Below are 22969 nucleotides of genomic sequence, written 5' to 3'. Positions count from 1 at the left end.
CCATGAAGATCCTGCACACCTCCGACTGGCATGTGGGAAAGGTGCTCAAGGGACAGTCCCGGGCCGACGAGCACAAGGCCGTGCTGGCCGGGGTGATCGAGATCGCCCGTGCCGAGCAGCCGGATCTGGTGATCGTCGCCGGTGACCTCTACGACACCGCAGCGCCCAGCTCGGAGGCGACCCGCCTGGTCACCAGGGCGTTGACCGCGCTGCGGCGTACCGGCGCGGACGTGGTGGCGATCGGCGGCAACCACGACAACGGCCCCGCGCTGGACGCGCTGCGCCCGTGGGCCGATGCCGCCGGCATCACGCTGCGCGGCGGGGTGCGGGAAAACCCGGACGAGCACATCATCGACGGCACCACCGCCGGTGGCGAACGGTGGCGGCTGGCCGCGCTGCCGTTCCTGTCCCAGCGGTACGCGGTGCGGGCGCTGGAGATGTACGAGCTGACCGCCGCGGAGACCAACCAGACGTACGCCGACCACCTGGGTCGGGTGCTGGGGCGACTGACCGAGGGCTTCACCGAACCGGACCGGGTGCACCTGGTCACCGCGCACCTGACGGTGACCGGCGCGGCCACCGGTGGCGGCGAGCGGGACGCGCACACCGTGCTGGGCTACGCCGTTCCGGCCACCGTCTTCCCGGCCACCGCCCACTACGTCGCGCTGGGCCACCTGCACCGGGCGCAGCGCGTCGAGGGCCCCTGCCCGGTGCGGTACAGCGGCAGCCCGCTCGCGGTCGACTTCGGTGAGCAGGAGAACGTTCCCTCGGTGACGATCGTCGAGGTGACCGCCAGCACGGCGGCGCGGGTACGGGAGGTGCCGGTGACTGCGGCGAGCGCGCTGCGCACGGTGCGGGGCACCCTGGCCCAGCTCGCCGAGATCGAGGCACCGGACGCGTGGCTGCGGGTGTACGTGCGGGAGCAACCCCGCGCCGGCCTGCGCGAGGAGGTTCAGGAGCTGCTCCCCCGGGCGCTGGAGATCCGGATCGACCCGGAGCTGTTGGCCGCGCCGGGCAGTGGCGCACGCATCGCCCAGCGATCGGGGCGTTCGCCGCGGGAGTTGTTCGCCGACTACCTGGACAGCCGGGGCCACGATGACGAGGGCGTCCGGGAGCTCTTCGACGAGCTCTTCGAGGAGGTGGAGCACTGATGCGTCCGATGCGGTTGGACATGGCCGGGTTCACGGTCTTCCGGGACGAGACCACTGTCGACTTCACCGACGCCGACTTCTTCGCGCTGATCGGCCCGACCGGGTCCGGCAAGTCCACCGTGTTGGATGCCATCTGCTTCGCCCTCTACGGCATGGTGCCCCGCTGGGGCGGCGCCAGAGGGTTGGCGAACGCGCTCGCGCCGTCGGCGACCGAGGCCCGGGTGCGCTTGGTGTTCGAGTCCGGCGGCGCCCGGTACGTGGCCACCCGGGTGGTCCGCCGGGACGGCCGGGGCAACGTCAAGACGGCGAACGCCGGGTTGCAGCTGATGCCGGCCGGCTTCGACGTGACCAAACTGGACACCGGGTTGAGCCCGGACGACCTCGGCGAGGTGGTGGCCGGCACTCCTGCCGAGATGGAGCAGGCGGTGCTGGAGGCCGTCGGGCTGCCGTACGAGCAGTTCACCAGCTGTGTGGTGCTGCCACAGGGGCAGTTCGCCGACTTCCTGCACGCCAAGCCGGCGACGCGGCAGCAGATCCTGGTCAACCTGCTGGGCCTTGGCGTCTACGAGGACGTACAGAAGAAGGCGACCGCGCGCGCCGCGCAGGCGGAGGCCCGGCTGGAGGCGGTCGACCAGGTGCTCGCCGGGCTGACCGGGGTGGACGACGAGGCGTTGGCCGAGGCCGACACCCGGGTCGACCGGATGGCCGAGCTGGCGGCCGCGGTGGCCGACGCGGTGCCCGAGCTGGCGGCGGCCCGGGCCACCGCGCGGGAGGCGGCGGCGGCGCTGACCGCCCTGGACGACGAGCTGACCGTGCTGACCGGGGTGCGCGCCCCGGGTGGGGTGGCCGAGGTGGCGCGGGCGGTCACCGCGGCGCGGGCCGAGGCGGAGTCGGCGGCGACCGGGGTGTCGCTGGCCGAGGAGCGGGAGGACAAGCTGCGCGGCGAGTTGGCCGCCGCCGGTGACGAGAGCGCGCTGCGACTGCAGCTGCGGGCGTACGACGATCGGGACCGGTTGCTCGGCGAGGCCGACACGGTCCGCGCGGCGGTGCGCGCGGCGGACGAGGAGCACGTCGCGGCGGTGGCGGCGCTGGCCGCCGCCCGTGCGGACGCCGAGCGGGCCGACGCCGAGCTGGAGGCGGCCTTCCGGGCGCACGAGGAGGCGAAGGCCACCGACCTGGCGGTGAGCCTGCGGGTGCACCTGCACGCCGGCGCGGCGTGTCCGGTGTGCGAGCAGCCGGTGGCCACGGTGCCGGCGGTGCCGGCCGATTCGGCGGTGGCGGCCGCGACGGCGGCGGGCAAGGCGGCGCGGGCCGCGACCAAGGCCGCGCAGGCGACGGTGCAGCAGCGGGACGCGGCGGCGCGTGAGCTGGAGCGGCTGCTGGTGCAGGCGCGGGCCCGGCAGGAGCAGCTGGAGGCCCGGCTGGCCGAGTTGGACGGGCAGCTCTCCGGCGCGGCCGAGCCGGCCGTGCTGCGCCGGGAGTTGGCTGAGCACGCCCGGTTGCGGCACGCGCTGGAGGAGGCGGCGACGGCGGTCCGGGCCGGTCGCGAGGCCGCTCGTCAGGCCCGGGCCGGGGTGGACGCGGCCGAGGAGCGGTTGCGGGCGGCGTGGCGGGCCTTCGACGTCGCGCGTGACGGGTTGGCCCGGTTCGGGCCGCCGGCGACCGATCGGGACGACGTGGCCGCCGCGTGGGCGGCGCTGACCGGCTGGGCGACGACCGAGGCGGACCGCCGCCGTGCCGACCGGGCCGGGCGGGCTGCCGCCGTCGCGGAGGCCGAGTCGGTGGCCGACGCGGTGCAGCGGGCCATCGCGGGCATCTTCGCCGCCGCCGACGTGCCGGTCGGGGACGACCCGGTGCACGCGGCGACGGTGGCGGTGGAACGGGCCGACGCCGACCGGCGGCGGCTGCGGGAGCGCCGCGAGCAGGCCGGGGCGCTGCGCGAGCAGCGGGCGGGGCACGAGCGGGAGGCGCAGGTGGCGCGCGCGCTCGCCGGACACCTGCGGGCCAACAACTTCGAGCGGTGGTTGCTGGCGGAGGCGTTGGACCTGCTGGTCGACGGCGCGTCGGGGATCCTTCGGGAGTTGTCCTCCGGGCAGTACGAGCTGGTGCACGACAAGGGCGAGTTCGTGGTGGTGGACCACCACGACGCGGGGCTGCGGCGGGGTGTGCGGACCCTCTCCGGCGGTGAGACGTTCCAGGCGTCGCTGGCGCTGGCGTTGGCGCTCTCCGAGCAGTTGGCCGGAATGTCCACGACGGCGGCGAGTCTGGAGTCGATCGTCCTCGACGAGGGCTTCGGCACGCTCGACGCCGCCACCCTGGACACGGTGGCGGCCACCCTGGAAAACCTGGCCGCGCGGGGCGACCGGATGGTCGGCGTGGTCACCCACGTGCCGGCGTTGGCGGAGCGGATCCCGGTCCGCTTCGAGGTGCGCAAGGATGCCCGTTCGGCCCGCGTGGAACGGACCGGCCGGTGAGCGCGAGGAGCGCAGCGCGGATGGGACGGTCCGGCCGGTGAGCGACGCCGCGTTCTTCGTCGATTCGTGGGATCCGGCGTACGGGGCGTCGTTCGAGGCGTCCGCCGCCGGGCCGGCCGCGCCGAGCAGCGCGCAGGTCGACGCGGACGTCGAGGTGCCCGCCGTGGACTGGCGGGCGATCGGGGTACGCCCCGGGGTGCGGGCACCCGACGTGGTGTTGCTGGTCGACGGGGTTCGTCGCATCGACGCGAGCATCTGGACGGCCGAGACCGACGGTGGGTCGTTTCCCGGGTTGGCCGCCTCGTACGCGGCCGGGGTGGTCCGGTGTGATCTGGGTCGGGGGGCGGCGCAGCTTGCCGGCACCCGGGTTGGTCGGGGTCTGTTCACCGCGAGCCCGTCGGCGCAGGACGTGGTGGCGGGGGCGATCCGTTACCCGGTGCACCGGGTGGGTGGCACCGGCGAGCTGGCGAAGCTGCCGGCCGCCGTGCAGGGTCCGCTGACCGCGTTGGAGGTGGCGGTCTCCGACGCCGCCCGGGTCGACGGTGACCTGCTGGTGGTGGACGGTCCGTTGCGCAGCCGCCGGCAGTTGCCGCGCACCCTGGGCTACATCAAGACGCAGCACAGCCAGTACCTCGACGCCCGGCTGACCGCGGTGGTGACCGGCATGGCGTCGGGTGAGCGTTCCCCGGTGTTCCGGCTCGGCACCGCCTGGGGTGGTTGGTCGTGGTATTTGCGGCTCCCGGTGGCGATCGGCGCGCCGTGGGCGGGCATCGTCCGGGTGGAGTGCTCGGCCGACCTGCCCGTCGAGGCGGCGATCGAGCTGGCGGATCTGTCGCTGGTCACGTTGCCGCGCTTCGCGTCCACCCCGTACAAGGATCCGCGGGCCCCACAGAACCTGATCCCGATCGCCGGTCTGGAGCGCCGACTGCGTGCCCTGCTCGGCGATTCCCGGCTGCTGCACCGCGCGTTGACCACCGCGGCCCGCGCCGCCCGGTGAACGCGGACACTGGTCACCGTGGGGCGTAAGCGGGCGGGCGACCGGGTGGTCGAGCAGGTGGACACCGGGCTGGCGGAGCTGATTCCGGATCCCGACCGGGCCGGCTCGTGGACGCTGCTGCTGGACGGCGCACCGCAGTCGCACGTCGACCTGACCGATCCCACCCATCTGGAGTTCGAGTACGTACGGCGGCTGGCCGCCGCCGTGGACCTGATCGCACCCGCCGGCGCGCCGCTGCGGGTGCTGCATCTGGGCGGTGGCGCCCTGACCCTGCCCCGGTACGTGTCCGCCAGCCGGCCCGGTTCGACCCAGCGGGTGTCCGAGGTGGACGGTGCTCTGGTCGAGCTGGTGCGCCGGGTGTTGCCGTGGCCGTCCGACGCCCGGCTGCGGGTCCGGGTGGAGGACGCGCGGGCGGTGCTGGCCGCCACCCGGGAGGCCAGCTACGACGTGGTGGTGGCCGACGTGTTCGCGGGTGCGCGCACCCCGGCCCACCTCACCTCGGTGGAGTACGCGGCTGAGGTGGCCCGGGTGCTCCGCCCCGCCGGTTGGTACCTGGCGAACCTGGCCGACGGCCCGCCGTTGCGGCACGCCCGTGGGCAGGTCGCCACGGTCCGCTCGGTGCTGCCGCAGGCGTGTCTGGTCGCGGACGCGGCGGTGCTGCGCGGGCGCCGGTACGGCAATCTGGTGCTGGTCGCCGGGCGGTCCGCACCACCGGTGCCGGAGCTGACCCGGCGTGCTGCCGGCGACTGGTTTCCCGGGCGGGTGGTGGCCGGCGACGAGCTGGACCGCTTCGCCGGCGGCGCGCAGATCGTTCGGGACGCCGACGCGACCGGCTCCGATCCACCGCCGCCGGGGCTGTTCTCGATCCGCCGCTGACCGTCCACTCGACCGCGGCGCGGAAAATTTTCCGCCGTTTGTTGATCCGCTGGGACCGGTGGTGCGTACCACCGGGCGGCCCACCTCATGGGCTGGCGTTGGTCACGGACATCCCGGAGGTCTGCATGCACGCGGTGGCGGCCGGTTGGCATGGCGACGCGGTACGCGCGGACTGGTTGTCGGCGCGACCCTCGTCACGGTCAACCTCCTCTGCCCGAGGGGTCGACGCGCGCGCGACGTCTCGCCAGAATGGTCCGGTGACGCCGCGACCGGCGCCCGGGCGCCATCAGGCGACGTCAACCGAGGCCAGCCACTCCGACCAGTTGATCCGTCAGCTCTACGCCGAGCACGCCGGCCCGTTGCTGATGTTCGTCATGCGCCTCACCGGGGGGGACCGGCAGCGTGCGGAGGACATCGTCCAGGAGACGCTGCTGCGGGCCTGGCGTAACGCGCACCGCCTGGGCACGCAGGGGCAGGGCTCGTTGCGGCCGTGGTTGGTCACGGTGGCCCGCCGCATCGCCATCGACGAGCACCGCAGCCAGGAGGCCCGGCCACCGGAGACGTACGACCGGGACCTCACCGCGTTCGCCGAGGCGGACAGCACCGACCGGGTGCTGCGCACCATGACGGTCGCGGACGCGCTGCGTACGCTCAGTCAGTCGCACCGGGAGATCCTGATCTCGACGTACTTCCGGGGGCGGACGGTGCCGGAGGCCGCCGAGGAGTTGGGTCTGCCCCTCGGCACCGCCAAGTCGAGGGTCTACTACGCGCTGCGCGCGCTGCGCACGGCTCTACAGGAGCGGGGGGTGACAGAATGAGCCGGCCGGACCACATGGACGTCGCGGCGTACGCGCTCGGAGTGCTCGACGAGCAGGACACCGAGCGGTTCGAGGAACATCTCGCCACCTGCTGGGCGTGCGCGGCCGAGTTGGAGACGATGGTGCCGGTGGTCGGGCTGCTCTCCGACATCGACGGCGAGACGATGATGGCGCTGGAGCAGACCGCGACGGACCCGGGCCTGCTGGACCGGACGCTCGGCGCGGTTCGGGCCGACCGGCGGCGTACCCGATTTCGTCAGATGCTCGCGACGGCCGCCGCCGTGGTGGTCTTCGGCGGTCTGACCGGGTACGGGTTCGTCAGCGTGACCGGCAACGAGCAGCCGCCGGGGGTGCTCGCCGAGTCGACGCCGAGCGCACCCAACGATCCGCCGACGAGCGGGCCGACGGCCGCGCCGAGCGGCCCGGGCGTGGGTGGCACCGAGGAGGAGGGCGATCAGGTCGAGGCGACCGACCCGACCACCGGTGTGCAGACCACCATGTTCCTGGTGACCAGGGACTACGGCACCCGGATCAATTTCAGCCTGCGGAAGTTGCCCGGCCCCCGCATCTGCCGGCTGGTGGTGGTACGCAACAACGCCAGCACCGAGGTCATTTCGACCTGGCGGGTGCCCGATGGTGGCTACGGCACGAACACCCGGCCGCAGGGTCTCGAACTGAGCGCCTCCACGTCAGCCCTGCCGGCTGACATCAAACAGCTCCAGGTGCAGTCGGTGGACGCCAACGGCGTGGCGAGTCCGCTGGTCACGGTGCCCATCTAGGCTTCCTTGCCGCATCGGCGCCGGTCATTCTCACAATGACCGGCGCCGATCTGTCGTAGCGGGACGGATTCCCTCGCGGGGGCGTACGCAGCAAGACCCGAAACAGTTCAATCCATTCACGTGAAATTGACCACTGTTACTACTTCAACCTTGACAGCCCGCCCGCCGTACCTATGGGTGAACTGTCAAGAATGAGGAGGGCACGTGGCACAGATGAAGCGGACCGTCATCGTCGCGAGCGCGATGGTCGCACTAACGGCCTGCGCTCCCGCAGGCTACGACGGGGCGAACTCGAGCGCGGCCGAGCCGGTCGCCGTCGCCGCGGCCGAGCCCACCGCGACGGTTGAACCCGAGGTTTCGGCGTCCGCGGAGGCGCCCGCCGCCGACGCCCCGCCCGCGGACGTCGACCTGACCGAGAAGTTGGTCGGCAAGAGCGTCGCCCGGATGGGCAAGGTGGTCACCGACCAGGACGGCTGGATCCTGTACCGCTTCGACAAGGACACCGCCGACCCGCCGTCGTCGAACTGCGTCGACAAGTGCGCCGAGGTGTGGCCCCCGGCGCTGACCGACGGCAACCCGCAGCTCACCGGCGTCTCCGACGACAAGGTCGGCAGCGTGACCCGGCAGGACGGCACCCGTCAGCTCACCGTCGGCGGCTGGCCGGTCTACCGCTACATCGGCGACAAGAAGCCCGGCCAGTGGAAGGGCCAGGCTGTCGGTGGCACCTGGTTCGTGGTCCAGCCGGACGGCAAGAAGAACCTGAGCTGCCTGCCCACGAGCACGCCGAAGGCGGTCGCACCGCCAGCGGACAGCGGCTCGAACGACGCGGGAGGCTCGGGCTACTCGTACTGAGCCCGCTCGCCACGAGGGCACGGTGGTCGGTCGTCGCCGGGGAGGGCGCGGCCGGCCATCGTCGTGCCAGGGGTGGGTCAGGCCCGTTCCCACGGGCTCGGCACCGGGAAGTACGTCTCCAGGAACGGGATGAGCAGCGCCAACTGCGCGTCGAGGTCCGCTTCGACGGAGAACGCGTCGTTCAGGCAGAACACCTGCCGATCCCGACGGGCGAGCAGGTGCGCCAACCGGGCGGGCGTGTCCGGGTGGGACAGCTCGGCGATGGTGTAGCGCAGGTTCCCGGGTGCCGCGCGACCGGTGTGGAACGCGTAGTAGTGGTGCAGCGACGAGGCGACCGAGAGGTCATCCATGCTGCGGAACTGACTCGCCGCGGTCCGCCGGTACTGCTGCGGGAACGCCTGCTCGATTTCCTGGAGCACGCTACGCCGCAGCGCGTGCGGCATGTGCTTCATCTTCTGGGTCAGCACGGTGCCGAACCGCTCCGCGATCAACGCCCGGTTGTTCTTCCCGGCCGCCGACGACGGGATGTCCCCGGCTGTGGGTGGACCCGGCGGCACCAGCGCCGGTGAGGGGAAGAATCGCGAGATGCCGTTGGCCAGGAAGAAGTCCTGGGGCAGCACTTCGGTGCCGAGGAAGACGTCGTCGTTGAAGTACAGGAAGTGCTCGGAGAGCCCGTCGATGTGGTGCAGTTGACTCTCGATGGCGTGCGAGTTGTACGTGGGTAGCGCCGTCGGGTCGGTGAAGATCTCCCGGTGGCTGACCACCCGCAGCCCGGTGGCGGACGGGTCCAGCCAGGCCGGCACCTGATCGTCGGTCACCACGTAGACATGGCGTACCCAAGGCGCGAACAGGTGCAGCGACCGGAGCGAGTAGCGCAGCTCGTCGCGGCTGAGGAAGCGGGCCGCGCTCGCCGCCTCCGCGTGGTATGGCACCCCGGCCACCTCGGCCCGTCGGCGTAGCCAGGCCGGGTCGGTGCCGTCGACCCAGGTGTAGACCACGTCGATCGGGAAGGGCACGTCGTCGGGGCGCGGTGCGGCGAACTCCGGACGGGTCCGGGCGGTCGCGGGCGCGGAGGCGGGCGCCAGCCCGGTGAACCGCGACTCCGGCACGAGGACCAGCGGCGCCGCCACCGTGACCTGTTCGGCAACGGCGTTGGGCCGCGGCGCGACGAGCTTGTCACCCTCCCGGGTCCAGAACTCGACGTCGCACCCGTACGCCTGCCCCAGCACCAGCCGCCGCTGGGGGTCCGTCCAGTACCAGGTCAGCCGCAACACCGGGGCGTCCGCCAGCCGGTCCCAGGTCTTCGGTTCGAATCCGGCGGCCGGCTGCCCGGTGCCATCCGGCACACAGACGTAGCCGGGGACGCGAGCGCAGGCGGCGGCGAGCGCGGCGTACGACCGGGCACGGTGCTCGGCGTCGACAGCGACCACCGACGAACGGTGGCTTTCGCCGCGGACCCGGAAGTGGGGCACGCCGGCCTCGTCGAGCGCCGCCGTCACCGCGGTGAGATTGTCCAGCCGTGCCCTCAGGGGTGTCACCGACGCCCCGATCCGGGCCACCCGGGGCCCCCGGTCGGCGGTGACGACCACCCGGTCCGCGCCGGCCAGCAACTCCGGCTGGCGGCGGGCCAGCCGTTCGCCCCGGCGCTCGGAGAGTTGACCGTCCCGCGCGGCCCGGGCAACCCACTGCTTCAGCTGGTGCCGGGCCCGGGGGCTCACCTTCGTCGCGATGGCACGCCGGGTCTGCGGGCTGAGTACCCGGCGGTACACCTCCACGAACCCGGTGGGTTCGGCCAGCGCCCGGGGTGGCTCGCCTGGCGTGGGCGTCGACCCGGTCACCGCTGCGGGCCCGGCAGCGCCGCGATGGCCGTGGCCACCCGCTGGCAGTTGTCGCGGTCCTGGGTGACGAAGAAGTCCGTCGCCCGGCGGGTGTACTCCTCCTCACGGACGCACCCGTTATCCAGGTACCGGATGATCGCGTCCACCGTCTCCGACGCGGTCTCGCAGACCGGGCCAAAGCCGTCCTTCCGGTGCTCGAAGTACCCCAACTTGTAGCCGCCGATGGTCCAGAACTCCTCGGCGTCGAACTGTGCGTAGATCAGCGGGGTACCGAGGTAGGCGACGTCGCAGGCCGTGGAGGAGTAGTCGGTGATGAACAGGTCGCACTGGCGCAGCGCGTCCTGCACCGTCCGGCTGGTCTGGTCCGCCATCGCGAAGCAGTCGTCGGTCGGCACGAGCCCGGCCAGCAGCGAGCGCATCTCGTAGTGCGGCAGGAGTTCGAGGGTGTATCCGTGTTGCCGCAGCGCTTGGCGCAACCGCTCGTCACCGAACAACTCGGCGAGGAACACCTGGTAGGCGGAGCCCTCGAAGGCGACGCGAGGTCGGGCCGCCTTGTTGTAGGACGGCGTGACGAGGTAAGTGCGCCAGGTCGGCATGAACAGGATGCGACGCCGGCCCCGGTCCGGAGTCAGCGCGTCGAAACGGGGCAGGCCCGTGTTCGCCACCATGTCGCCGTAGTCGAGGTCCTTCGCCACGTACTCGGCCTCTCGGTCGGCCGAGGTCACGAAGAGATCGAAGGAGGCCCGGGCACGGTGCACGCCGGCGCTGACGTCCTTCTCGATGACCCCGTGGTCGAGAAACACCCGGGTGGGGGCGATCCGCCAGTTCAGGTGCTTGAGAAAGGGTGACCGCTCCCAACTCGCCGGCAGCATGTAGGAGTCGATGTCGTACGAGTTGATCAGCTTGGTGGCGTGCAACATCAGGAACTTGTGCCGGAACGACCCGTGGGTGACGACGTTGCCCAACCCCTGCAACCGGTGCCGGTCCGGGCTCTCCTTCGCCAGCAGGTAGTAGACATTGCGCCGACGCTCCACCTGCCGCAGGTGCCGGAACAGGTGCGAGGAGTTGTCCTGGGCGGTGTCGGTGCGCTCGCCGATCAGCCACACGTCGCGCCGGCTCATCAGTGGCGCGGTGAGCGTACGCAGTAGTCGCTGCTTCCAGAACGGGCCCCGGGATGCCGCGTGCCGCAGATCCTTGCGGAGCATCAGGCGTCGCCACCGGCGCTGCCCGGCTTTCCCGGCCTTTCGCTGGACCAGCAGCTCGGCGTTCTCCCGTCCACTGAAGGTGGGCAGGATCCGGGTGTTATCGGCCAGCTTCATGGTGGCGTCGCGCAGGTAGGCCGCCGAGATCAGGCACTGCCGGGAGGCTTGCCCGGTCGCGGTCATGAACACCAGTCGCAGCGCGTGCTGGCCGCCGCGGAGCTTGCCGATCGGAAGCTCCGCCGAGAAGCCCGACCATTCCCGGTCGTCGTCGCCGGCCTTGAGGTCCGCCCGTCGGTCGGCGGTGACCGGCACGGTGAGGCTGCTGCCCCGCACCCGTAGAGCCATGGCCGTGCTCAGCGGAGCACGCATCGGCAGACCGTTGACGACCAGGTGCCCGGAGACCTTGAGGGTCTCCCCCGAGGACGTGAGTCGCATCTGCTCCAGCCGCACCCCGACCGCGGTCACCTTGGTCAGCGGGAGCAGGGCCGGCGTCACCGGGTAGTCGAGGTGCAGGTCCCCGCCGCAGGCGACGACTCCCCGCAGCCGCTGCCAGGGACGTGCGAACAACTCGAAGTCGTACAACTTGAACGCCAGGTACGGGACGCGGTGCCGGGTGTCGATCGTCCAGTGGGCGATGAAGGCGGGGTCGATGTCCTGGTAGATCCGGGTGCACTTCTCGAAGATCTTCCACAGGTCGGCGTCCTCGAAGAGGGTGTGCGCCCGCATGGCGAAGCCCTGGTAACTGCGGACGAGCCACCGTTCGAGCACCTCGCGGCGGAACACGTCCAGGTCGGGCCGCAGGTCGGCCAGAGTCTCGCACAGCTCCAGGTGATCCCAGAAGTTCTGCTCCCGGATGAAGAGGTTGTCCATGATGGAGCTGCTGACGGCACGCTTGCGGTACTGGTAGACCACCGTGTCGACCAGGGCGATGCGCTCGGCCTTGAGCAGCATCGGGATGGCCAGGAAAGCGTCCTCGAAGTGGACTCCCTCGCGGAACCGCAGGCCGTGTCGGCGCAGTTGGGCGAGGTCGTACAGCTTGTGGCACGGGCCGGCGTCGAAGATCAGATCCGGTGCGTCGACGACGGTCTCCAGCAGTCGATCGCCCTTGCCGAACGGCTTCTTCCAGAGGAACGCGGTCGGCTTCGGGAAGGTGTCCATGTCGCCGATGGCGATGCTCGCCTTGTGCGTCACGATCGCCTTGAGCAGCACCTCGATGGCTCGCTGCGGCAACAGGTCGTCGGAGTCGACGAACGCCACGTACGGGGTGTCGGCCAGGTCGAGCGCCAGGTTGCGGGCCGCCCCCGGTCCGCTGTTGCGCTGTTGCAGGGCGGTCACGTTCGGGTGCTCCGCCGCGAACTGCTTGGCCAGCAGGTCGGAGCCATCGGTGCTGCCGTCGTCGACCAGGATGACGTGGCACTGCCGGAAGACGGTCTGCGCCGCGATCGACTCAAGCGTCTCGGGCAGGTAGTCCGCGACGTTGTAGACCGGAACGATGATCGTGACCTGCGGGGCGGGGTCTACCACTCTGGACTCCACGGGAAAGGGTGCGGGAAACGCGGGGGGAACATCGGCTGGAACGGGCTCACTCGTCGCGCCTGAGCAGGACGGCCTTGAAGTCGGTGACCGTGTTGAGCATGTTGTTGGGCATGGTGGGCGCGTCGACCGGGGCACCCCGACGGGCATCCTGTACCGAACGGTAGGAGCGCCGCCACAGCTCCCCGGCACCCACGTTCCGTCGCTCCGCCACCACGTCGTCCGGCAGCTCGAACGGGGCGGGGAAGGGCAGGTAGCGCGGCAGGAAGTCGGCCAACATCCGCTCCTGCTCGGCGAACGTCCGAGGGTCGGAGTCGGTGTCGTTGAGGCAGAACACGTCGCGGTGCCGGCGGGCCAGCAGCTCGGCCAGTCGGGCGGGGGTCGACGGGTGGCCCAGGTCGGCGTACTCGTACTCGATGTCGCCGGGAACGGCCTGCGCGGTCAGGAACGCCCAGTACTGGTGCAGCGACGACGGGATGGACAGGTCGCCGTGGTGCCGGAACCGGTGCCGGGCGGTGGCCATCACCTCGTCCGGGAGCGTGCTCTCGATCTGCTGCATGATGCTGCGGCGCAGCGCGAACGGGGTGTGCTTCATCTTCTGCGTGATCGTCACGCCGAACTGCCGTTGGATGTGCAGACGGTTGTTCTTCCCGGCGGCTTTCACCGGCGGGTCCTCCGGCTTCGCCTCTCCCAGGCCGAACTGGGCCGGCGAGGGGAAGAACTTCGCGATCCCGTTGGCGTGGAAGAAGTGGTTGGGCAGGAGCGGACGACCGAGGAACACGTCGTCGTTGAGGTAGAGGAAGTGTTCGGCGAGGCCATCGATGCGGTGCAGCCGGGACTCGATGGCGTGCGAGTTGTACGACGACCGACCCCCGAGGTCGGCGAAGAGTTCGGCGTGCGAGACGACCGTGATCATCGGGTGGCTCGGGTCGAGCCAGCTCGGCAGTTGACTGTCGGTGATCAGGAAGATCCGGCGTAGCCAGGGCGCGAAGCTGTGCAGCGACCGCAGCGAATACCGCAGCTCGTCGCGGTTGTGGTAACGCGAGGAGTTCGCGGCTACCGCGTGCAGCGGGCCGTTGGGGGCGCCGAGCGCCAGCGACTTCCGCTTCAGCCACTGCGGGTCGGAGCCGTCCACCCAGGTGTAGACGGCGTCGATCGGAAAGCCGACCCGGTCCGGCGCCCGGACGGCCAGGTCCCGGCGGGTGCCGTAGGTGTGGTCGTCGGCCTCGGGCACGAAGTGACTCATCAGCGCCGCTGCCACCCGGACCGGCTGTGCCCGGGCGGGCGCCTCGTCGATGACCCCGTTGCGCCGAGGAGCGCGGACCATGTCTCCGTGCCGGCTCCAGAACTCGATCTCGCACGCGAACTGGGCCCCGAGGACCACGCCGGCGCGGGCGTCGGTCACCGGGAAGCAGACCTGGATCACCTCGGTCGGGGCCGCGTCCGGTTGGTCCCGACGGGGCTGGACCTGCACCACCCGGACGTGTGCGCCCGACAGTGCCGGCGCGGAACGGATCAGGCGTTGTACCGCCGGCCGGTGGTCGTCCAGGACCGCGACGGTGCTGCGCAGATGGTCGTCGTTACGAATGCAGTGGTATTCGATCCCGGCGGCGTGCAGCGCGGTGGTGACGGCAGTGAGGTTACGGTGCCACTGCTCCAACGGTGTCGCCGCGGCGACGACCTCGGCCCGGGTTCGAACGCCACCGTCGGTCACGGCCACCCGGGCACCGAGGGGATGCACGGTGTCGCCGCCGCGCGGCCGGGAGAGCGTCTGCACCAGGCCGATCCGCCGGTGCGCGGGCAGCAGACCCAGCAGCCGCCGCCGCGCCGGCGACGGCAGGAGTCGATAGATCTTCAGGGCGATCACGCGCTGCGCCGTCCGCTCGCTACGGCCGCCTCCTCAGCGGGCACCGGTCAGCCCTGCGAACGGAGAGCGGGGCGACGTCCCACTCGCGATGATTCGACACACGCCCGTGCGGCCATCACTGCATGCCTTTCCACAGATCCCCCGTTGGCACCGCGTGGCGATCCGGCATCGGCCGCGCATCGCCTCGTGGCGGCTGTCGGCGGACACCGAATCTCCGGGCCGGACCGCGTTCTCCCGTTAGGGGGAACGCTGGCCGCCGCAGGTGGCCCGGGGCAGTGCGTTTACCTGCAGGCCATCAAACAACCACATGATCGACACCTGACCCACAGGCAAAAATGGCATAAGGACGGTATCGGAGTGTTCGAGAAGATAATCCTGGCCATTCGGGTGGCTCAATGCCACCGGGACGGTCTACTGAACGTGCCCTCGCGAAGCTCCTCAACCCGGTGCGCGACCGGTACGGCGGTCGCCGCCCCCCGCCGTGACCTGGCAGAGTAGCGGGGTGACCGAGACCGGACCCGCCGCGACCAGGGTGCTGCACCCGCCGGTCGGCTACCGGCTGGCCGCCTCGGTCCGCGGGCTCACCTTCAGCCCGTACGACCCGTGTGCGCGCGTGGCCGCCGGCACGTTCTGGTGGGCCACCCGCACCCCGGACGGACCGGCCACGCTCGCGCTGCGACCGGCCGGCGGCGAGTTGCTCGCGGAGGGCTACGGGCCCGGCGCCGAGCACGTCATCGCCCGTGCCGACGCGATCGCGGGGCTGCGTGACGACCTGACCGGCTTCACCGAGTTGGCTGCGGCGCACCCGCTGGTCGCCCGGCTGGCCCGCGAGCACCGGGGGCTCCGGATGCCCAGCACCGGGCAGGTCTTCCCCCGCCTGCTGCGCGCGGTCTTCGAACAGAAGGTCACCGGCAAGGAGGCCTACCGGGCGTACGCGGCGACCGTGCGGCACTTCCGGGAACCGGCGCCCGGTCCGCTTCAGCCGCTGCTCCTGCCGCCCGAGGCCGCCGCGGTGGCCGCCACCCCGTACTGGGTGTTCCACCCGTTCGGGGTGGAGCAGCGCCGGGCCGACACGCTACGTCGCGCCGCGGCGCTCGCCGACCGCCTGGAGCGCAGCACCGACGCCACCGACGCCACCCGCCGGTTGACCGCGATCCCCGGCATCGGGCCGTGGACGGCCGCCGAGGTGGTCCGGATCGCGTACGGGGACCCGGACGCGGTCAGCGTCGGCGACTACCACATCCCGAACACGGTGGCCTGGGCGCTCGCTGGCGAGCCGAGAGGTGACGACGCCCGGATGCTGACCCTGCTGGAGCAGTTCCGAGGTCACCGGGGCCGGGTGTGTCTGCTGCTGGAGGCGGCCGGCATCCAGGCACCCAAGTACGGCCCGCGCGCCCCGATCCGCTCGTTCGCCCGATTCTGAGCCCCCGGGCGGTACGGCGTTCAGCGGCGCGCGCAGAGCCGACGCAGGGTGCGGCCGAGCCACCAGGCGTAGGTGTGCTGCACGGCCCGGACCGCCGGGCCGGCGAGCCGGGTGAACCAGCGGTCCGGCAGGCTGAACGCGCGAACCTCGAACCAGACCGCGCCGGTGTCGTCGCGGGCGACCTCGAACGCCTCCTCGCCCCGCTCGGGGTGCCCGCGCAGGGTGCCGTAGCCGAAACCGGCGAGGGTGGGCGAATCCGCGCTCCAGACCACCTGGCACGGCCCCCAGAGGCGGGCCGGGCCGACGCCGAGGCCGGCGGTCACCAGCACGCCGTCGGTGGCCCGCGCGGCGTCGGTGCGCATCTGGACGCCGGCGGCGCGGTGCAGCCGCCAGCTCAGCACCGCCTCGGCGGCGCTCTCGAAGCAGCCGCCGGGCAACGGATACCGGTGGCGCAGGTGGTGGTAGCCGCCGGGCAGCGGCCCGTGCCGGGTCGACCCCACCTCCGGGTACGTCAGCTCGGGCACCGTTCCCCCTCGACCTCGACCGGACACGGGTCAGGGTACGGCCGGCGCGGTCGGGTCGCCCGTCGATGGCGACGGCGGCTGTGGTGTGCTGCCCGGATGAACGCCGAGGCGAGCATCGTCCCGGCCGGTGTCGTGGACGCCGGCGAGATCCTCACCGTGCAGCGCGCCGCGTACCTGAGCGAGGCGCAGCACTACACCGACCCGTTCCTGCCTCCGCTGACCGAGACGTTGGACGAGGTCGTGGCGGTGCTGGCCGGCCCGAGCATCGTGCTCGCCGCCCGGTTGGGGCACCGGCTGGTCGGCTCGGTGCGGGCCCACCTGGACGGGGACACCGCGCACGTCGGCCGCCTCTCGGTCGCCCCGGACCAGCAGGGGCGGGGCGTCGGGGCGCAGCTGCTCACCGCCGTCGAGCGGGCCTGCGCCGGCCGGGCAGCCCGGTTCACCCTGTTCACCGGTGCGGACAGCGCGCGCAACCTGCGGCTGTACCAGCGGCACGGCTACCGGATCGTGGCGCACCGGCCGGACCCGAACGGCATCTCGTTGGCCGTGCTGGAGAAGCCGACCGTCAGCCCCGCTCGCAGCGACGCCTGAGCCCGTCGGCCTCCATCCGCACGTAGCGGCGCAGCAGCCCGCCATGGGTGCAGACGAGGCCGCCGGGTGCAGTGTGACACCGGCGCTCAATTCCGTCCGCCCCTCCTCAGTGGAGGCAGGCCGGCCTGGCCTGTCGTCGTTCCCGGCCGCCTACCGCCGCCGTGCGGCTCAGGCGGCCTCGTGCAGGTCGGCCAGGGTCAGCGGGGTACGCCGACGCAACAACTCCTCCAGCTCAGGCACCGAACCGACCTCGCCGAGCACGTTCCGGCCACCGCCGAACCGCTCCGGGTAGCGGCGGGTCAGCCGGTAGCGGTAGCGGCCCCGGATCAGCTCGACGCTCACCCGCCACCGCCCGCAGCAGTCACAGACCCACTCGGACACCTCGCGAAAGTAGCTCTGACCTGGGGTTATGTGATTCGCCCGGTCGGGACGAGCGGCGCGTAGCCGGACACGCCGCCCGGCCATCCACGGTGATCTGCCTCACGACTGTCGGCACCGTCTGATTGACTGGGCGGCGTGGACCTGCCGATCAACCCGCCGGTCGAGCCGATGCTGGCCAAGAGCGTTTCCAAACTGCCCACCACGCCCGGGGTGACCTACGAGCCCAAGTGGGACGGGTTCCGGTGCATCGTGTTCCGCGACGGCGACGAGGTCGAGTTGGCCAGCCGGGGCGGCAAGTCGATGACCCGCTACTTCCCCGAGGTGGTCGAGCAGGCCCGCCGGCAACTGCCGCAGCGGTGCGCGGTCGACGGGGAGCTGATCGTGATCCGCCGCGACGGGCCGAGCGGCCAGCCCCGCCTGGATTTCGAGCTGCTGGCCCAGCGGGTGCACCCGGCCGCGTCCCGGGTGAAGATGCTGGCCGAGACCACCCCGGCCGACTTCGTCGCATTCGACCTGCTGGCGATCGGTGACGAGGCGCTGCTCGACCAGCCCTACCCGCGTCGCCGGGAGCGGCTGGTCGAGGCGTTGGCCGGGGTGCTCCCGCCGGTGCACGTCACCCAGGTCACCACCGATCCGGACACCGCCCGGCGCTGGTTCGACGTCTTCGAGGGCGCCGGCCTGGACGGTTTGATCGTCAAGCCGGCTGACCTGCCGTACGAGCCGGGCAAACGACTCATGTTCAAGGTCAAGCACGCCCGCACCGCGGACGCGGTGGTGGCCGGCTTCCGCTGGCACAAGTCCGGCCCGGTGGTGGGTTCGCTGCTGCTCGGCCTCTACGACGACGCCGGGGTCCTGCACCACGTGGGCGTGAGCGCGTCGTTCAGCATGGCCCGCCGCGCCGAGTTGCTCGACGAGCTAACGCCCTACCGGGACACCGGCGGCGAGCACCCGTGGGTGCACGGCGACCACGAGCGCGGCCAACGCATCCCCGGCGGGGTGAGCCGGTGGACCGGCACGAAGAACCTGGAATGGGAGCCGGTGCGTCCGGAGCTGGTGGTCGAGGTGGGCTACGACGCGATGGAGGGCGAGCGGTTCCGGCACACCGCCCAGTTCGTGCGGTGGCGCCCGGACCGCGACCCCCGATCCTGCCGCTACGACCAGCTCGACCGGCCGATCCGCTTCGACGTGGACCAGGTGCTGCGCGGCGACCCGACGGCCACCGTGGACCGAGCCTCCGCCGGCTCGGCGTAGCCTGGCCGTCGACCCGATCCCGGAGGACCACGTGACCCGCACCGTCGACCAGCCTCGGATGGCGGCCCGCCGCCGGGTCCGTCGCACTCTGGCCGCCTTCGGCGTCGCCGCGCTGCTCACCGCCGGCTGCACGCTGCCCGCGTTCGCGCCGCGCACCGAGGTGGAGGGCGCGGCCGCCCCGACCGGCAGCGCTCCGACCTGGCGGCCCTGCCCGGAGGTGCCCGACGAGCTGGTCGGGCGGGGTGCACCGGACATGCGCTACGAGTGCACCCGGATCGCGGTGCCCCGCGACTGGGGCACCGGCGGTGGGGCGAGCGTCGGTCCGGGCGCCGGGCAGACCTTCGAGATCGCCCTGCTGCGCGCGCGGTCCACCAAGCAGCGCGACCGGGTGGGCTCGTTGGTGGTCAACCCGGGTGGTCCGGGCGGCTCCGGCGTCGACACCGCCGTCTACCTCTCCTTCGGCCCCCAGTTCGGCGGGCTGCCCGCGTCGATCACCGAGCGCTTCGACATCGTCGGCTTCGACCCGCGCGGGGTCTCCCGGTCCAGCCCGGTGAAGTGCATCTCCGACGCCGACCTGGACGCCAGCTTCGGCTACGACCCGGACCCGGCGAGCCAGTCGGCGTTCGACGGTTTCGTCGGCCTGAGCCAGCGGATCGGGCGCGGCTGCGGCGACCGGTACGGCGACCAGCTGCCGCTGTACGGCACCGAGCAGGCCGCCCGCGACATGGACGCCGTGCGCGCCGCCGTGGGCGACGACAAGCTCACCTACCTGGGCTACTCGTACGGCACCCTGCTCGGCGCCACGTACGCCCAGCTCTATCCGCAGCGGGTGCGGGCGTTGGTGCTCGACGGCGCGGTCGACCCGCAGCAGCGGCTGGTCGAGGGCTCGGAGAGCCAGGCCCGCGGCTTCGAACGGGCGTTCACCAACTTCACCCGCTGGTGCGCGGCGAACGCCGGCCGCTGCCCGATCGCTCCGGACGCGCGCGCCGCGGTCACCTCGGCCATCGACAAGGCCAAGGTCTCTCCGGTACGCGGTGCCGGCGGGCGGGAGGCCACCGCCGGCTGGGTGTTCTACGCGGTCATCTCCTCGCTCTACACCGAGTCGGGCTGGCAGGAGCTGGCCCAGGCGATCGACAAGCTGGCCGAGGGCGACCCGAAGGAGGTGTTCCGGCTCGCCGACGCGTACGCCGGCCGGGAGGACGACGGGCACTACTCGAACCTGTTCGACGCCAACCTCGCCATCAACTGCGCCGACGAGACGGAGAAGCCGAGCCGGGAGCAGATCCGCCAGTTGCAGTCGGAGTGGCGCGGGAAATACCCGCTGTTCGGGCCGGCGTTGGCGGTCGGCATGCTGAGCTGCGTCGAGTGGCCGGGCGGGCGTGACCCGTACCCGACCGGGAAGGCGAACGGCGCGCCGCCGATCGTGGTGGTCGGCACCACCGGCGACCCGGCGACTCCGTACGAGCAGACCCCGAGGCTCGCGTCGATGCTGGGCGTCGGCCGGGTGCTGACCTGGGAGGGCGAGGGGCACACCGCGTACCCGCAGACGTCCTGCATCACGAACGCGGTCGACGCCTATCTGCTCGACCTGACCGTGCCACCGGACGGGAAGCGCTGCCCGGCCCGGTGACCGGCTCGGTCGGCGGCAGCGGGGGCAGTTCGATCCCCTGCCGGGTGGCCAATTCCTCCAGCAGCGCCCGCATCCGGCGCACGTCGGCCTTGAGCTGCTCCTGCTCCTCATGCTCGAAGGCGTCGTCGTCGACGATGAGCCGGCTCGCGAAGTGCGCGGTGATCAGCGGGATGACCAGCAGCACCATGGTCGAGATGAGCAGCGCGGCCAGTGTTCGGCCCGCCCAGGTGGTCGGCGAGATGTCGCCGTATCCGACGGTGGAGGCGGTGACCACCGCCCACCAGACGGCGTCGGCCGGGCTGCGCTGCTCGACCTCCCCGTAGATGATCCCCGCCACCACGATCATCAACAGGTACGAGGTGATCAGTGTGCGGGGCGAGTTCGCGAACCACACCAACCCCCGGTATGTCCACCGGAACGGCAGCAGCACTAGGTCCATGCCGCCCCATGCTGCCCGTCGTCCGCAAGCGGCACAGACCCATCCGCCGATTTCGCTGTGCCAGGATCACCGGCATGACCGACGTGACCTACCGGGAAGCGGTCCGGGCCGACCTGCCCGCCGTCATCGCCCTGCTCGCCGACGACGTCCTCGGCAAGGCCCGCGACTTCACCGAGGTCGACGACGCGTACGAGAAGGCGTTCGCGGACATCACGGCCGACCCGCGCAACCAACTGATCGTGGCCGAGCAGGACGGCGAACTGGTCGGCTGCCTACAGATCACCTACATTCCCGGCCTGGGCCGGCACGGCAGCGAACGGTCCCTGATCGAGTCGGTCCGGGTCCGCTCGGACCGGCGTGGCCAGGGGCTGGGCCGGGACCTGATGACCTGGGCCATCGACCAGGCGCGCGAGCGTGGCTGTGCCCTGGTGCAGCTCACCACGGACAAGACCCGAGCGGACGCACACCGCTTCTACCTGGGCCTTGGCTTCGTGGCGAGTCACGAAGGCATGAAGCTTGCGCTCTGACCCCCCACCGTCGGCGCCGACCGAGTCCGCAGCCCGTGGTCCGTGGTCCGCAGAGCACGGACCACGGGCCGAACGAGCAGCGGTCAGCCGTCGACCAGGCGACCGTCGCGCAGGACGAGCACCCGGTCGGCGAGGTCGATCAGGGCCGGGTCGTGGGTGGCCACCAGGGCGGTCATGCCGCGGGCGTGTACCACCGCGCGCAGCAGGTCCATGATGGAACGACCGGTCTCCGAGTCGAGTTGGCCGGTCGGCTCGTCGGCGATGAGCAGGTCCGGCTCGTTGGCCAACGCGCGGGCCACCGCGACCCGCTGCTGCTGGCCACCGGAGAGCTCATACGGGCGTTGGGCCGCGTGCCCACCCAGGCCGACCAGTTCCAGCAGCACCGCGACGCGCTCTTCCCGCTCCGCGGCCGGCACCTGCGCCAGCCGCAACGGCACGCCCACGTTCTCGGCGGCGGAGAGGATCGGCACGAGCCCGAAGGTCTGGAACACGAACCCGACCGTTCCCCGGCGCAGCCGCAGCAGCTCCGCCTCGCCGGCCGAGGTCACCTCGTGCCCGGCCACCACCACCTGACCGCTGTCCGGCCGGTCCAGCCCGCCGATCATGTTCAGCAGCGTGGTCTTGCCGGCCCCGGACCGCCCTCGGATGGCGACCAGCTCACCACGGTTGGCCGTGAACGAGACGTCCCGCACCGCCTGCACGGCGTGCTCGCCCCGGCCAAAGGTCCGGCTGACGCCACTGACCCGGACCACCTCGCCGGGAGGCGTCACGGGCGCACCGCCGAATCCGGCCGCGCCGGTCACCACCATGTCCCGCCGGCTCATGCCCGTGCCCCCCGATCCTCCGACGCCCGGTTGCCGGGTCGTACCTGCACATGGTCCGGTTCCAGGTCGAGCCGGACCCGCTCCTTCAGCGACAGCGCGTCGACGAACGCCGCCGGCAGCTGCATCCGACCGTTGCGGTCCAGCACCGCGTACTCCTCGCTGACCAGCTCGGTGTTGCCGTCCGCGCCGATCCGCGCGGTCCGGCGTACCTCGGAGGCGGTCCGGCCGTCGCGGATCGCGACGGTCCGGCGGACCTGCGTGGCCACGGCGTGGTCGTGGGTGACGACCACGATGGTCACGCCCAGCTCGGCGTTGATCGTGCGCAGCGCCGCGAAGACCTCGGCGCCGGTCGCCTCGTCCAGCTCACCGGTCGGCTCGTCGGCGAAGAGCACCTCCGGGTCGTTGGCCACCGCCACCGCCACCGCGACCCGCTGCTGCTCACCGCCGCTGAGTTGCCCCGGCCGCCGGTCGGCGCAGTAGCCGACGCCGACCAGGTCGAGCAGTTCCCGGGCCCGGGCCCGGCGGGCCTTGCGGCTGCGCTTACCGGCCAACTGCATCGGCAGCTCGACGTTCTCCAGCGCGTTGAGGTAGGGCAGCAGGTTACGGCCGGTCTGCTGCCAGACGAACCCGACCAGCTCCCGCCGGTAGCTCAGCCGCCGCTTGGCGGAGAGCGAGAGCAGGTCGTAGTCGGCCACCCGGGCGATGCCGGCGGTCGGCGTGTCCAGGCCGGAGAGGATGTTGAGCAGCGTCGACTTGCCCGAGCCGGAGGCGCCGACGATCGCCACCAGCTCGCCCCGGTCGATAACCAGGTCGAGCCCCTGCAGGGCGACCACCTCCACCCCCTCGGTCTTGAAGATGCGCACCAGGCCGTCGCAGACGATGTGCCCGCGCAGGCGGTCCTGCCCGCCGGCCCGCTCGGCGGCGCGTTGCGCGGCCCGCTGTTGCAGGGCAGCCAGGTCAGGCACCAGTGGAGTCTGGGCGGTAGCGGTCAT

20 protein-coding genes are annotated in these 22969 nt (G+C 72.1%); 12 read left to right on the top strand and 8 right to left on the bottom strand.

What is annotated here, in order from left to right; all coding sequences use genetic code 11:
* Positions 1-2 precede the first annotated feature (2 nt).
* From ACIBF8_RS08345 to ACIBF8_RS08315, 7 genes are all read left to right on the top strand, one after another.
* Positions 3-1151: an exonuclease SbcCD subunit D gene (locus ACIBF8_RS08345; protein ID WP_396781659.1), complete on the top strand. Its 1149-nt coding sequence runs from the start codon at positions 3-5 to the stop codon at positions 1149-1151.
* Complete coding sequence (locus tag ACIBF8_RS08340; RefSeq protein ID WP_396781658.1) at positions 1151-3625, top strand: AAA family ATPase; 2475 nt, start codon at positions 1151-1153, stop codon at positions 3623-3625. Before ACIBF8_RS08345 ends, ACIBF8_RS08340 begins: the two co-directional genes overlap by 1 nt.
* The gene (locus tag ACIBF8_RS08335; protein WP_396781657.1) at positions 3588-4622 is read left to right on the top strand and encodes a hypothetical protein; all 1035 of its coding nucleotides are present in this window, start codon (positions 3588-3590) and stop codon (positions 4620-4622) included. Before ACIBF8_RS08340 ends, ACIBF8_RS08335 begins: the two co-directional genes overlap by 38 nt.
* A gap of 18 nt (positions 4623-4640) precedes the next feature.
* The gene (locus ACIBF8_RS08330; protein ID WP_396781656.1) at positions 4641-5498 is read left to right on the top strand and encodes a spermidine synthase; all 858 of its coding nucleotides are present in this window, start codon (positions 4641-4643) and stop codon (positions 5496-5498) included.
* Between the two features lie 125 nt (positions 5499-5623).
* Positions 5624-6316: a sigma-70 family RNA polymerase sigma factor gene (locus tag ACIBF8_RS08325; RefSeq protein ID WP_030336181.1), complete on the top strand. Its 693-nt coding sequence runs from the start codon at positions 5624-5626 to the stop codon at positions 6314-6316.
* Positions 6313-7095: an anti-sigma factor family protein gene (locus ACIBF8_RS08320; protein ID WP_396781654.1), complete on the top strand. Its 783-nt coding sequence runs from the start codon at positions 6313-6315 to the stop codon at positions 7093-7095. Before ACIBF8_RS08325 ends, ACIBF8_RS08320 begins: the two co-directional genes overlap by 4 nt.
* Before the next feature lie 204 nt (positions 7096-7299).
* Positions 7300-7947 (top strand): hypothetical protein, encoded by a 648-nt coding sequence (locus ACIBF8_RS08315; protein WP_396781653.1) that lies wholly within the window; start codon positions 7300-7302, stop codon positions 7945-7947.
* A gap of 77 nt (positions 7948-8024) precedes the next feature.
* On the opposite strand, the gene ACIBF8_RS08310 is transcribed toward ACIBF8_RS08315, so the two are convergent.
* From ACIBF8_RS08310 to ACIBF8_RS08300, 3 genes are read right to left on the bottom strand one after another with little or no spacing between them, the layout of a single operon-like run.
* Complete coding sequence (locus ACIBF8_RS08310) at positions 8025-9785, bottom strand: stealth family protein (RefSeq protein ID WP_396781652.1); 1761 nt, start codon at positions 9783-9785, stop codon at positions 8025-8027.
* Complete coding sequence (locus tag ACIBF8_RS08305; RefSeq protein ID WP_396781651.1) at positions 9782-12511, bottom strand: CDP-glycerol glycerophosphotransferase family protein; 2730 nt, start codon at positions 12509-12511, stop codon at positions 9782-9784. Before ACIBF8_RS08305 ends, ACIBF8_RS08310 begins: the two co-directional genes overlap by 4 nt.
* Positions 12512-12569: 58 nt before the next feature.
* Positions 12570-14387 (bottom strand): stealth family protein, encoded by a 1818-nt coding sequence (locus tag ACIBF8_RS08300; protein ID WP_396781650.1) that lies wholly within the window; start codon positions 14385-14387, stop codon positions 12570-12572.
* Between the two features lie 502 nt (positions 14388-14889).
* Here ACIBF8_RS08300 and ACIBF8_RS08295 point away from each other — a divergent pair.
* The gene (locus ACIBF8_RS08295; protein ID WP_396781649.1) at positions 14890-15810 is read left to right on the top strand and encodes a DNA-3-methyladenine glycosylase family protein; all 921 of its coding nucleotides are present in this window, start codon (positions 14890-14892) and stop codon (positions 15808-15810) included.
* Between the two features lie 20 nt (positions 15811-15830).
* Here the strand turns inward: ACIBF8_RS08295 and ACIBF8_RS08290 are convergent, their stop codons facing one another.
* Positions 15831-16334 carry a DUF1990 family protein gene (locus ACIBF8_RS08290; RefSeq protein ID WP_396781648.1) on the bottom strand — a complete coding sequence of 168 codons (504 nt, stop codon included), beginning with the start codon at positions 16332-16334 and terminating at the stop codon, positions 15831-15833.
* 96 nt (positions 16335-16430) lie between these two features.
* On the opposite strand from ACIBF8_RS08290, the gene ACIBF8_RS08285 reads away from it, so the two are divergent.
* A complete protein-coding gene (locus ACIBF8_RS08285; RefSeq protein WP_396781647.1) occupies positions 16431-16925 on the top strand; it encodes a GNAT family N-acetyltransferase in 495 nt (164 codons plus the stop codon).
* 168 nt (positions 16926-17093) lie between these two features.
* Here the strand turns inward: ACIBF8_RS08285 and ACIBF8_RS08280 are convergent, their stop codons facing one another.
* Positions 17094-17306, bottom strand: coding sequence for a hypothetical protein (locus ACIBF8_RS08280; RefSeq protein WP_396781646.1), 213 nt, complete (start codon positions 17304-17306; stop codon positions 17094-17096).
* A 135-nt stretch (positions 17307-17441) separates the two neighbouring features.
* Between ACIBF8_RS08280 and ACIBF8_RS08275 the strand changes: the two genes are divergently transcribed.
* Together ACIBF8_RS08275 and ACIBF8_RS08270 are read left to right on the top strand one after the other, a co-directional pair.
* On the top strand, positions 17442-18557 hold the full coding sequence (locus ACIBF8_RS08275) for an ATP-dependent DNA ligase (RefSeq protein WP_396781645.1): 1116 nt from the start codon (positions 17442-17444) through the stop codon (positions 18555-18557).
* A gap of 58 nt (positions 18558-18615) precedes the next feature.
* Positions 18616-20187, top strand: a complete 1572-nt coding sequence (locus tag ACIBF8_RS08270) for an alpha/beta hydrolase (RefSeq protein ID WP_396781775.1) — start codon at positions 18616-18618, stop codon at positions 20185-20187.
* Here ACIBF8_RS08270 and ACIBF8_RS08265 read toward each other — a convergent pair.
* The gene (locus tag ACIBF8_RS08265; protein WP_396781644.1) at positions 20114-20626 is read right to left on the bottom strand and encodes a potassium channel family protein; all 513 of its coding nucleotides are present in this window, start codon (positions 20624-20626) and stop codon (positions 20114-20116) included. The two genes, ACIBF8_RS08270 and ACIBF8_RS08265, sit on opposite strands and share 74 nt — an antisense overlap.
* Before the next feature lie 74 nt (positions 20627-20700).
* On the opposite strand from ACIBF8_RS08265, the gene ACIBF8_RS08260 reads away from it, so the two are divergent.
* On the top strand, positions 20701-21153 hold the full coding sequence (locus ACIBF8_RS08260) for a GNAT family N-acetyltransferase (protein ID WP_396781643.1): 453 nt from the start codon (positions 20701-20703) through the stop codon (positions 21151-21153).
* 83 nt (positions 21154-21236) lie between these two features.
* Here the strand turns inward: ACIBF8_RS08260 and ACIBF8_RS08255 are convergent, their stop codons facing one another.
* Positions 21237-21962, bottom strand: a complete 726-nt coding sequence (locus tag ACIBF8_RS08255) for an ABC transporter ATP-binding protein (RefSeq protein WP_396781774.1) — start codon at positions 21960-21962, stop codon at positions 21237-21239.
* Positions 21963-21973: 11 nt separating this feature from the next.
* Positions 21974-22969 carry an ABC transporter ATP-binding protein gene (locus tag ACIBF8_RS08250; RefSeq protein WP_396781642.1) on the bottom strand — a complete coding sequence of 332 codons (996 nt, stop codon included), beginning with the start codon at positions 22967-22969 and terminating at the stop codon, positions 21974-21976.

Source organism: Micromonospora sp. NPDC050276, assembly GCF_044459545.1.
Lineage (GTDB): Bacteria > Actinomycetota > Actinomycetes > Mycobacteriales > Micromonosporaceae > Micromonospora.
The sequence above is the reverse complement of the archived record's forward strand: the minus strand, read 5'-3'. Positions and strand labels throughout refer to the sequence as shown.